Source organism: Sorangium sp. So ce131, assembly GCF_051519095.1.
Lineage (GTDB): Bacteria > Myxococcota_A > Polyangia > Polyangiales > Polyangiaceae > Sorangium.
Genome location: NZ_CP150455.1, coordinates 11,116,049 through 11,128,857, shown reverse-complemented (window position 1 = coordinate 11,128,857; position 12,809 = coordinate 11,116,049). Strand labels below are relative to the sequence as shown.

Annotated in this window: 1 protein-coding gene (cut by both window edges); it reads right to left on the bottom strand. The window is 68.7% G+C overall.

This entire window lies inside a single protein-coding gene on the bottom strand: locus WMF43_RS40415, encoding a hypothetical protein (RefSeq protein ID WP_437673218.1). The 52,647-nt coding sequence extends 24,466 nt beyond the window's left edge and 15,372 nt beyond its right edge, so the window shows coding positions 15,373-28,181 (codon 5,125, complete, through codon 9,394, partial); the first complete codon in reading order (the gene reads right to left) occupies window positions 12,807-12,809. Both the start codon and the stop codon lie outside the window.

Below are 12,809 nucleotides of genomic sequence, written 5' to 3'. Positions count from 1 at the left end.
CACTTGAACTTGCCGTCGCGTTCGCGCCAGCGGTAGACGTGGTAGTGGGGCGCGTTGTGGCCTGGCTGGTTGTGGTCGCTCAGGTCCACGTCGATGAGGACGTGCTCCTCGGCTTGCCCTTGCTTCTGCGGCGGCGCCTTGGCGTGGAAGCGGTATTGATAGATGCGCCCGGTGGCGACATCGACCTTCATCTCCGGCGCGCCGAGCGGATGGCCCGCGGCGTCGTCGTCGGGGGTGTCGCGCCAGCGGGGCAGGATGTCGCGCTCGAAGGCGGGGCTCCTGTCGTCGAAGCGGCCGGCGATCTCGTCGGGGATGAGCTGGCGGATCGCCGTGGGAGAGAAGCCGAGCTCGAGCATGAGATCGATGAGCGCGCCGGGCGACTTGGTGCGCGTGGAGTGCAGGAGCAGGGACTTGGCGAGCAGGGGCGCCTCGCGCTGCTCCATGGCCGAGAGGATGCTCTCGGCGTTGTCGCGTATGGCGTGGAGGATCTCGGGCTCGAGCTTGTAGCCGCGCTGGTGGAACTTGAGCGCGCGGCCGAGGTTCCAGGGCGCGTCGCGGAGGTGCTCGACGACGGCCCTCTGCCGCACCTCGACGGGCTCGGAGGGCCCCGGGTCGGCGACGAAGCGGAGCCTGCCGAGGAGCTGGTCCTCGATGCCGCCGTCGAGCGGATCTTCGACGTAGCCGTTCTCGTCGAGGTAGAGGGCGTTCATGCGGAAGTCGCGCTTGAGGGCGTCTTCCATGACGTCGAACGGGACGGGAGCGCTGGTGTCGTCGGCGGCGGTGATGTCGACGACGTTGTCGCCGCTGCCGACCTGGAGCAGGCGCAGGTCGGCGACGGGGTTGACGGAGAGGGACCTGAAGGCGGGGTCGTCGCGCAGCGCCGCCTCGAGGCGCGACATCGGCATGTTGGTCTTGAGATCGACGTCGTTGGGCTCGACGCCGCTGAGGGCGTCGCGTACGGCGCCTCCGACGATGTAGACGTTGTAGCCGTGGCTGCGGATGAGCTCGATGAGGTCATAGACCCGGCGGGTGTTGCCGACGGGGGTGTCGAGGAGCGAAGCGCCGGTGGGCGCGCTCGGCGGGGGCGCGGCGTCCTCGTCCGAGGCGCTGGGCGGCGTATCCAGGTTGGGGATCGCGTGGGCCTTGAGCGCACGGCCCATCAGCTGCGGGGAGAAGTACGCGGTGCCGCCTGGGGAATGAGCCTTTACGAAGTCGGTGAACGCCGTCTGCCCGCGAGCCGCGGCGTCGATGCCGGCGAGGCCCAGCATGGGATTGAGGATGCCATGGTCGCTGGTGGCGAAATGAGGCACCGCGGGCGCGCCGCGCTCGGTGGCGCGCCGGGAGAAGAAGGTGTCGGCGACCATGCTGCGGTCTGCGCTGCCCTTCTTCTCGCCGACCGAGCGGCTCGTGAGCTCATCGAACCCTCGTTCGTAACGACCCTTGTTGCGGCCGGGCAGGCTCGGGTCGAGCGGGACGCCGAGCCAGGGGAGCTCTGTGCCATCGGAGGTGGTGAACGTGGTGCCGACGATGTCGCCGTGCTGGAACAGCTCGCCGACGCCGACGTTGGTGAGGCGCAGGTCCTTGATGCCGTGCTCTTCGATCAAGGCCTCGACCTGATCGCGGATGTGGCGCTTGGCGGGCGACAGCTCGTCGCGCGGCTTGAGGAGCGCGTCGACGAGGTTGGAGTCGACGACGAGCGAGCGTGACGTGAGCGGCGGGGAGAGCGCCGGAGACGCCGCGCGCTCTGCGTGGTTGGCCAGGTGCTCGATGATGGGTCGAATATTGGCGATCTTGCCCTTTTCCATGGCGCGCGCGAGCATGCCGGCGAAGGCGCGCTCGCCGATGGCGCGGTTGAGCTGGTCGGCCTCGGCGCGGGTGAGCCAGTGCCCCTTGCGGCCCCTCTTGACGACGGAGCGGGGCGGCTCCTCGTCGCCCTGCGGCGGGGGCGGCGGCGGGTTGCGCAGCGCGATCAAGTCGGGGTCCGGGTCGCCCGGGGTCCCGAGCGAGGCGAGGGCCCCCATCGCCTCGATGGCATCGAAGGCCTGCTCGCGCCGCGGGCCGTCGTAGAGGCGGAGCACGATCGCCAGCTCGACCTTCAGGTCTTCACCCTTGAGCGACCCGCTCAGGGCCTTGCGCAGCACCTCGACGAACGGCCTTGTGCGATCGTCCGCGGTCCCCAGCACGCCCTCCTCCGAGAGCGCCTCGCGCACGATCGGGGTGTCGATGTTGTGGAGCAGCGACCGCTGGAGCACCTCGTAGTACTTCACGCCCCAGATCCAGTCGGGGATCAGCCTGTCAGCTTCGGTTTGGCGCGCGGGCTTGGGCTGTGATTGGCTCTGCGGCGGCTCCTCCGGGGGAGCGCCGAAGTCGAGGTCGGAGTCGAAGCCGCCGAACGGGTCCTCCTCGTCTGCCGCGGGTGAGATCGCAGGCCCGCGCGAGCCAGCCTCGCTGCTCGTGTCCGATGCGGAGTCTTGCGCGCTGCTCTCGATGCTCTTCCGAGTGCCGGGTGTCCCCTCGGCGCGCTCCCCCACGGAGCTCCCGTCGTCGGCGCTCTCGTCGCTCTCCTCGCCTCGGCCGATGGTCGAGCGGCCTTGATCCCGCTCGAGCGTGCCCAGCACGAGCGCCGTGTGTGCTGCGAGATGATCGTTCAGCTCGCCCGCCGGCAGATCGAGCAAGGCGGGGTTGAACGTCAGCCACTTCTCGATGATCTCCTCGGCCAGCCGCGCGGCGGCGGGCAGCTCGAGGGGCAATAGATCCAGGATGCGCGGAAGCAGCTGCGAGTCGATGGTCTCGACGACGAGTCTCCCCACGTCGTTCAGGCGCTGCTCCGGGACGTGATTGACGAGGGCGTCGTACAGCCCTGACGGCGTGCGCTGGACGGTCTCGGGAGCGACCCTCGCCGGCGACACGTCAGGCCGGCCAATGACGATGGCCCCGTCCCGCGCCGGCGACCTCGAGGCCCGGCGCGGCGCCCGGGTGGCGGCAGGCGCCGCCCTGGGCGCGTTGAGCCGCTGCAGCTGCTGTCGCAAGAACCGCGGATTGCTCACCCTGAAGCGGTCCGTCGGGCGGAACTCCAGCTGGCCCCTCCGGGGGTGGTCGTGCAGCTGGAGCAACAGGGGCGCGGCCTCCGCGGAGACCGTGCTCATCAGGATGTTTGCGTCCCTCGGAGAGAGGCCGAAGGTGTCACGAAGCCAGTCGCGGACATCCTCCCTGAACCGGCGAAAATCTGTGGCGTTCCCGAAAGTCTGCACGTTCGCGGGGGCGCCCGCGAGCAGGTCGCTCGGGTCCACGCCGCCTTGCGCGGTCGCGGACCCCCCGCTCGCGTCGTGGTGCGCCGGAGCTTGCTGCTGGGTGGAGGCGTCGAGAACCGGTGCGTGCGGCGGGAGAGAGGTCCCGTGGGTGATGGCGGCGAAGACCTTCGGAATGTCCTTCTTGTCGACGCGTATGGGGAAGGAGCGCCCCCAGGACTGGAGCGGCACGACGACGGAGTCGCCGAGGTCGGTGATGGGGCCGTCGATGGGGGCGTGGTGTGGGGTGACGGTGGCCGGCGCGCCGAGCTGGGCGACCTTGGCGGGATCCTGAGGCGTGGTGGAGCTGGCGTCATGCGCCTTCGCTGCTTCCCAGAGCGCCTTGCCGTCGATCACGGTGGCGACCGCAAAGCCACCCAGCGCGGTCTGCTGAAGGGCGTCGTTGACGCGCGTGACGTCGTGACCCCCGGGCGAGCTGGGGAGCATGACGCTGGCGTTCGCTCCGGGCGCGGAGCTGAAGAGGCTCGCGACCTGCTTCGCCGAGGCCAGCAGGTCGCCTTGCTTCGTGTCGACGCCAGGCCAATTGGCGTCGTCGGTCTGCTGCTCGAGCTTGGCGAGGGTGTCGGGGGCGTGCAGCTCGACGAAGCCGCGGGCGAGCAGGTGGTCGAGCAGGTGGCGATCCAGATCCTTTCGGACTTTGTTCTTCGTCAGGCTGTCGTCTTTGGCCTTGGCGGTCTTGAGGCCGTTGACGAGGGGCCTTGTGGGCGCCGGTCCGAGCGCTGGCGGGGCATCGTCCGTCATCACCCGCCGGATGAGGTCGAGGTCGTCGCTGAGCGTGGCCTTGCCCGAGCCCTGCTGTGCGAGGTGGTCGTCCTTCGGGGAGCTCGCGAACTGGCCGAGCGGCTTGCCCGTGAAGAGCGTGGCGACCAGGTGAGAGGTGGTGGCGAGATCGTTCTTCAGCGTCGGATAAAGGAAGCTGGTGATCGCGCAGTTGGTGAAGGCCGATTGCGAGAGCGAGGCGGGGTTGTTGATGAGCTCCCGCATCCGGTCGATGACCGAGGGGCGCACGTTCTGGTGCTGGAGCAGCCCGGTCAGGAGCTGGATGGCCTCTTCCTTGTCCTTCTCGCTCGTCGGGTGTGACCACGTGCGGCTCTTCTCATCGAGCTCGTCGATGAGTTCATCGAGCGTCTTCCCTTGAGCCTGTGGGCTCGCCCCGGCCTGCGCCGGTTGCTCGGAAGGGCTCTCCGTCATCCCGGCTTGCTGCGGCGGCGGGGCAGCTGTCCAATCGTCGTCGTCCGCGGCGGGGTTATACCCTGCCCCCATGTCCTCCGGTGACCGGGTGTCCTGGAGCTCTTGCGGCGGCTGGGTGCGCGGTCCGACGAGCTCGTTGAGGGCGTCCTTGCCCCTCAGGGCCAGGTCTTGCTCGAACTGCTGGGCGCGTTGCCTGAGGGCATCTACCCAGTTGTCGCCGAGCTTGCTCAGGTCGACGGTGCGCGCGTTCTTGGTGGTCTCGTCGCCGATCTTGTCCTGCTTGAGGCCGCCGACGCTGGAGATGGGGTTGGCGGTCTTCTCGGTGGAGAACACGTTGTGGACGTAGCCAACGGTGCTCGGCGCGTGAGGGCCGGTGGTCTCGATGCCGATCTGCAGGGCGCCCTTCCTGCCCGGCTTGGGCGGCCTGTAGCCGATGAACATGTGGCCGTGGGCGCCGTCGGGGAGGATGACGTCGCCGTTGAAGTCCTTGAGGCCGAGGCCGCCGACGGCGAGGTTGATGCCGTAGAGCTCTGTGTCGTCGAGCTTGGACTTGATGGCGGCGAAATGGCCGCCCTCCTCCTTGAACTTCCCGCCGCTGAGGGCGGTGTGATGGGTCCCGAAGGAGCGCTTGAACACGCCGGTGGTGGGGTTGCCGTGCTTGTCGGTGATGCCGAGGAACTCGGTGAGCGCGTAGGGCGCGCTGCCCTTGGGGACCTGGACGTTGACGCGGCCGCCGTGGGAGAGGAGCTTGGCGACGGGCACGTCCTGGAGCGGGACATGGCTCTTTGCGCTGTCGTCGTAGATCTCGGCGCCCGCCTGCAGCAGGTGGAAGACGTTCTTGAGCACCTCGAGCGACTGCCGGTGCCTGTCGATGACCTGCTCCTTGGAGAGCTTGTTCTTGCTCTTCTTCGGGTCGGGGACGGCGCCCTGGTCGATGGCGAATGTGGCCGCGTTGTTGAGCTCGGTTTGCGCGAGGGTCTTGGCCCATTCTGCGGCGATGCGCCGGTCGATCTCCCTGGTGAGCGCGTCTTTCTGCTCCTGATCGGAGGCGTGTTTGGCCTCCATCGACTGGGCCACGGCGGCAGGAGGGCTGCCCTCGAAGCGCTGGCCTTCCTCGCCGCCGCTCATCTTGCGCGCGACGTAGCTGGCGAGCACGACCTTGCTGGCCTTGTGGAGCGGGTGGAAGCCGCGGTACCGCTCGGGGTTGTCGTCGTCGTTGTCCGACAGGTACTTCTCGACCTCGTCGAGCGTGAGCATGCCGGCGGCGTTGAGCCAGCGCTGGCCCTCGGGGGTCGAGGAGAGCTGCTCGAAGGTAACCCACTCGACGTCGCTGAGCAGCGGCCCCTTCGGGAAGCGTCCGCCGATCTGCTTCTTCATCGTCTTGGGGTCGTCGTCGAAGCCGCCGCCGTGGAGCTGTCCAGCGATCCTGGGGATATCGCGCTTGACCCTCTCGCGGTTCGCGAAGCTCGTGTCGGTCCGCCAGAGGGTCTTGTTGATCGCCTTGTCGACGATCCAGGTCACCGCCTCGATGGGGACGGGCGCCGCCTCATCGGGCGTGTTTTCCGAGAACGGGGCCGGCTCGTCCTCGAACTCGTCGGAGTCCGGGGGCGGCTCGAACGCCTCCTCGTCCTCGCTGTCCGAAGCGGGGTTGTACCCTGCGAGCATCTCCTCCGGGACATCGTCGGGCAGTTGCTGGGTGCCCTGGAGCGCTCGCGGCCGCTGCGTGAGGGGGCCGAAGAGCTCGTCCGACGCGTCGTCCTCAGGAAGGTACCCGCCGAGCTGGTTGGCGGCGTCCTCGTCCTCGGAGTCAGAATCGTCCTCGTCCTCGGAGTCAGAATCGCTGTGCTCGGAGTCAGAATCGCTGCTGGAGTCGTCGGCCTCCGAGAGTGGCGTGGGGGTCGTCGCGCCAGGGAGCGCGGAGGCTGCCGTGGCGTTGCGGCCGGTATGGACGTAGCTCGTGAGCAGGTGGGCGGTGCCGTCGGGCTTGACCCGGACGATGGTCTTGGTCGCGCCGTGCCAGAACACGATGTTGGTCGCGCCGGTCTCGTCGGTGCGTGCCTCAGTAAAGGTGGCATTGCGGACGGCGTCGCGCGCCTTGTCGAGGTAACGTTGCACCTTCTCCGCCGTGGGCCCGGCCGTGGCCCGCTGCTCCGGCGTGAGGAACTCGTCGGCGTGTTTGGCGGCGTGGTAGGCGGCGGTGCTCTCCGACTCGAAGCGCAGATCGCTGGCCTTGTCCTTCTTGAGCTGCTGCACCGGATCGTCGCCCGGGCCGAGCGCGACGTCGCCCACGGCGTCGGCGTCCCGTGCTGCGTCCAGCTGGTCTTGCCAGCGCGCCTCGACGTCGACCTCGTTGAGGTTGTCCTGCATCGAGGCGACATAGAACTCGAAGCGCTCGACGAAGGCGCTGAAGGTCCCGGCGTCCTTCAGCGCGAACTCGGCCGCGGGCCGGCGCAGATCCTGGCGCACGTCGGCGCTCACCAGGTCATAGAGCCGCACGAGGGCGTCGTGCCGCATCTCGCCGCCATCGGCGAAGATGGAGAGTGAGGAGGGGTCGTCGATGCCGCTGTCCTGGAGGAAAGGCACGACCTGATCGAGCTGCGGCCTGAAGCGCAGGCGCTCCTGCCCGCGATGCGAGCCGGACAGGTCCAAGGTGGCCTGGTCCCTGGGAGACCAGGGCATGCCGTCGTTCAGGTTCTTGACGAGCATGAGCAGCTTGCTGAACTGCCCGCCGCGGTGGAGCTCCTGGAGCCTCGCCGGATGCAGCTTGACCTGGCCGCCCAGGTCGAACATGCCGTCGGTCTCCGTGAGCTGGATGTCTGCGTCGCTGATGCGCTCTCGGGCGACGTCGAGGAAGTCGTCGAGCGGAGCGCCCTTGTCGAGTCCGTCCTCGAAGCGCCACGGCTGCGGGCCGACATAAACGCCGTCGTCGATCCGCGGCATGCCCGGTTGTCCGGTGTCGGAGAAGCCGTTGTCCTTCTTGTCCCACTTGGACTGGCCGTCGCGCTCGCGCCAGCGGTAGACGTGGTAGTGTGGCGCGTTGTGACCTGGCTGGTTGTGGTCGCTCAGGTCCACGTCGATGAGGATGTGCTCCTCCGGCTGCCCTTCCTTCTGAGGCGGCGCCTTGGCGTGGACGCGGTATTGATAGATGCGCCCGGTCGAGGCGTCGACCTTCATCTCGGGCGCGCCGAGCGGATAGCCCGCGGCGTCGTTGTCGGGGGTCGCGCGCCATCGCGGCAAGAGGTCGCGCTCGAAGGCGGGGCTGTCGTCCTCGAAGCGTCCGGCGATCTCGTCGGGGACGAGCTCGCGGATGGCCTTGGGAGAGAACCCGAGATCATGCATGAGCTGGATCAGCGCATAAGGCGAGGTGACCCGCGTGGAGTGCAGGAGCAGCGACTTGTCGAGCAGCGGGGCCTTGTGCTCCTTCATCGACGAGAGGATGCTCTCGGCGTTGTCGCGTATGGCGTGGAGGATCTCGGGCTCGAGCCTGTAGCCGCGCTGGTAGAACTTGAGCGCGCGTCCGAGGTTCCAGGGCGCGCTGCGGAGGTGCTCGACGACGGCCCTCTGCCGCACCTCGACGGGCTCGGAGGGGCCCGGGTCGGCGACGAAGCGGAGCCTGCCGAGGAGCTGGTCCTCGATGCCGCCGTCGAGCGGATCTTCGACATCGCCGTTCTCGCCCAGGTAGAGCGCGTTCATGCGGAAGTCGCGCTTCTGCGCGTCCGCCATGACGTCGAGCGGTCCTGGCACGCTGGTCTCGTCGCCGGTGGTGATGTCGACGACGTTGCCGCCGCTGCCGACCTGGAGCAGGCGCAGGTCGGCGACGGGGTTGACGGGGAGGGAGCTGAAGGCGGCGTCGCTGCGCAGCGCGTCCTCGAGCCGCGACATGGGCATGTTGGTCTTGAGATCGACGTCGTTGGGCGTGATGCCGCTGAGGGAGTCGCGGACCGCGCCGCCGACGACGTAGACGTCGTATCCGTGGCTGCGGATGAGGCCAATGAGGTCGTTGACCCGGTGGGTGTTGCCGACGGGCGTGTCGAGGAGCGCAGAGCCTGTGGGCGCGCTCAGGGGCGGCGCCTCCTCGTCGTCCGCGGCGCGCGCCGGCGTATCCAGGTTGGGGAGCGCGGGGATCGCGTGGGCCTTGAGCGCGCGGCCCATCAGCTGCGGGGAGAAGTACGGCTTGCCGCCCGGGGTATGAGCCTTTACGAAGTCGGTGAACGCCGTCTGCCCGCGGGCCGCGGCGTCGATGCCGGCGAGGCCCAGCATGGGATTGAGGATGCCGTGGTCGCTGGTGGCGAAATGAGGCACCGCGGTCGCGCCGCGCTCGATGGCGCGCCGGGAGAAGAAGGCGTCGGCGACCATGCTGCGGTCTGCGCTGCCCTTCTTCTCGCCGACCGAGCGGTTCGTGAGCTCATCGAACCCTCGTTCGTAAGGACCCTTGTTGCGGCCGGTCAGGTTCGGATCGAGCGGGACGCCGAGCCAGGGCAGCTCTGTGCCATCGGAGCTGGTGAACGTGGTGCCGACGATGTCGCCGTACTGGAACAGCTCGCCGACGCCGACGTTGGTGAGGCGCAGGTCCGTGATGTCGTGCTCGTCGATCAAGGCCTCGACCTGATCGAGGATGTGGCGCTTGGCGGGCGACAGCTCGCCGCGCGGCTTGAGGAGCGCGTCGACCAGGTTGGAGTCGACGATGAGCGAGCTTGACGAGAGCGCCGGGTCCGTCGCACGCTGGGCGTGGTTGGCCAGGTGCTCGATGATGAGGCGGATGTTGGCGACCTTGCCCTTGTCCATGGCGCGCGCGAGCATGCCGGCGAAGGCGCGCTCGCCGATGGCGCGGTTGAGCTGGTCGGCCTCTGCGCGGGTGAGCCAGTGCCCCTTGCGGCCCCGCTTGAGGATCGAGCGAGGCGGCTCCTCGTCGCGCGGCGGGGGCGGCGGCGGGTTGCGCAGCGCGGCCAGGTCGGCGTCGTCGAGGTCCTCGAGCGACTCGAAGGCTCCCATCGCGTTGGCGGCGTCGAAGGCCTGCTCGCGCTCCTCCCCATCGTAGAGGCGGAGCACGATCTCGAGCTCGGCCTTCAGAGCTTCACCCTTGAGCGAGCCGCTCAGGGCCTTGCGCAGCACCTCGACGAACGGCCTCGTCCCCTCGTCCGCGGCTCCCAGCACGCCGTCTTCCGCGATCGCCTGGCGCACGGCCGGGCTGTCGATGTTGTCGAGCAGCGACCGCTGGAGCGCGTCGTAGTAGGGAACTCCCCAGATCCACTCGGGGATGAGCTGCTGAGCTGGGGTCTCGCGCGGGGGCTTGGGCGGCCTTGCCTGGCGCTGCGCTTCGAGGTCAGCGGCGAAGTCGATGTCGAATCCGCCGAACGGAGCGTCATCGGCCGCCCAGCCCGCCGCGGGAGAGGTCGTGCGTCCGGGCGAGCCGGCGTTGCTGCTCGCGTCCGAGGAGGAGGATTTACGCGCGCTGCTCTCGGGCCGCTCCCGAGGGGCGGGCGACCCCTGGGAACGCTCGTCTCCAGAGCTGTCATCACTCGTGTCCTCGTTTCGGCCGATCATCGAGCGGCCCTGATCCCGCTCGAGCGTGTCCAGCACTAGCGCGACGTGGGGCTCGAGGTGATGGTTCAGCTCGTCGGCGGGCAGGTCGAGCAAGCTGGGGTTGAACGCCAGCCACTTGTCGATGATCTCCTCGGCCAGCTGCACGGCGGCGGGTAGCTCGAGGGGCAAGAGCTCCAGGATTTGCGGGAGGAGCTGCGAATCGATGGCCTCGACGACGAGGTCCGCCACGTCCGTCAGGTGCTGCTCCGGGACGTGGTTGACGAGGGTCTCGTACAGCCCTGACGACGTGAGCTGGACGGCTGCGGGATCGAGCGTTCGCGGCGCCCTATCAGCCTGGTCAACGATGATGGCGCCGCCTCGCGTCGGCGAAGGCGAAGACCCACGGCGCGTGCGGACGACGGCGGTGGGCGTCGTCCCGGGCGCGTTGAGCCCCTGGAGCTGCTCTCGCAGGAACTGCGGATTCCTGATCCTGAAGCGATCCATCGGGCGGAGCCGCAGTCGACCTCTCTGCGGGTGGCCGTGCAGCTGGAGCAGCAGGCGCGCGGCCTCCGGGGAGACCGTGCGTATCAGATCGCCTGCGTCTCTCGGAGAGAGCGCGAAGGTGTCACGAAGCCAGTTGCGGACATCCCTGTCGTACCGGCGCCACTCCCCGGGATTCTGGAAGGTCTGCACGCCGATCTGCGGCGCCTGCTGGGGCTGGAGCCCCCGATCTCTGCTCGCGGGAGCGCCGGCGAGCAGGTCGGCCGCGTCCTCGGCGTCTTCCGAGGTCCCGGACGGCCCGCCCGAGGTGAGGGGCGCCTGCTGCTGGGCGGAGGCGCCGAGTGCCGGGGTTTGCGGCGGGAGAGAGGTGCCGTGGGTGATGGCGGCGAAGACCTTCGGAATGTCCTTCTTGTCGACGCGTATGGGGAAGGAGCGCCCCCAGGACTGGAGCGGCACGACGACGGAGTCGCCGAGGTCGGTGATGGGGCCGTCGATGGGGGCGTGGTGTGGGGTGACGGTGGCCGGCGCGCCGAGCTGGGCGACCTTGGCGGGATCCTGAGGCGTGGTGGAGCTGGCGTCATGCGCCTTCGCTGCTTCCCAGAGCGCCTTGCCGTCGATCACAGTGGCGACCGCAAAGCCACCCTGCGCGGTCTGCCGAAGGGCGTCGTTGACGCGCGTGACGTCGTGACCCCCGGGCGAGCTGGGGAGCATGACGCTGGCGTTCGCTCCGGGCGCGGAGCTGAAGAGGCTCGCGACCTGCTTCGCCGAGGCCAGCAGGTCGCCTTGCTTCGTGTCGACGCCAGGCCAATTGGCGTCGTCGGTCTGCTGCTCGAGCTTGGCGAGGGTGTCGGGGGCGTGCAGCTCGACGAAGCCGCGGGCGAGCAGGTGGTCGAGCAGGTGGCGATCCAGATCCTTTCGGACTTTGTTCTTCGTCAGGCTGTCGTCTTTGGCCTTGGCGGTCTTGAGGCCGTTGATGAGGGGCCTTGTGGGCGCCGGTCCGAGCGCTGGCGGGGCATCTCCCGTCATCACCCGCCGGATGAGGTCGAGGTCGTCGCTGAGCGTGGCCTTGGCCGAGCCTTGCTGTGCGAGGTGGTCGTCCTTCGGGGAGCTCGCGAACTGGCCGAGCGGCTTGCCCGTGAAGAGCGTGGCGACCAGGTGAGAGGTGGTGGCGAGATCGTTCTTCAGCGTCGGATAAAGGAAGCTGGTGATCGCGCAGTTGGTGAAGGCCGATTGCGAGAGCGAGGCGGGGTTCTTGATGAGCTCACGCATCCGGTCGATGACCGAGGGCCGCACGTTCTGGTGCTGGAGCAGCCCGGTCAGGAGCTGGATGGCCTCTTCCTTGTCCTTCTCGCTCGTCGGGTGTGACCACGTGCGGCTCTTCTCATCGAGCTCGTCGATGAGTTCATCGAGCGTCTTCCCTTGAGCCTGTGGGCTCGCCCCGGCCTGCGCCGGTTGCTCGGAAGGGCTCTCCGTCATCCCGGCTTGCTGCGGCGGCGGGGCAGCTGTCCAATCGTCGTCGTCCGCGGCGGGGTTATACCCTGCCCCCATGTCCTCCGGTGACCGGGTGTCCTGGAGCTCTTGCGGCGGCTGGGTGCGCGGTCCGACGAGCTCGTTGAGCGCGTCCTTGCCCCTCAGGGCCAGGTCTTGCTCGAACTGCTCGGCGCGTTGCCTGAGGGCATCTACCCAGTTGTCGCCGAGCTTGCTCAGGTCGACGGTGCGCGCGTTCTTGGTGGTCTCGTCGCCGATCTTGTCCTGCTTGAGGCCGCCGACGCTGGAGATGGGGTTGGCGGTCTTCTCGGTGGAGAACACGTTGTGGACGTAGCCAACGGTGCTCGGCGCGTGAGGGCCGGTGGTCTCGATGCCGATCTGCAGGGCGCCCTTCCTGCCCGGCTTGGGCGGCCTGTAGCCGATGAACATGTGTCCGTGGGCGCCGTCGGGGAGGATGACGTCGCCGTTGAAGTCCTTGAGGCCGAGGCCGCCGACGGCGAGGTTGATTCCGTAGAGCTCTGTGTCGTCGAGCTTGGACTTGATGGCGGCAAAATGGCCGCCCTCCTCCTTGAACTTCCCGCCGCTGAGGGCGGTGTGATGGGTCCCGAAGGAGCGCTTGAACACGCCGGTGGTGGGGTTGCCGTGCTTGTCGGTGATGCCGAGGAACTCGGTGAGCGCGTAGGGCGCGCTGCCCTTGGGGACCTGGACGTTGACGCGGCCGCCGTGGGAGAGGAGCTTGGCGACGGGCACGTCCTGGAGCGGGACATGGCTCTTTGCGCTGTCGTCGTAGATCTCGGC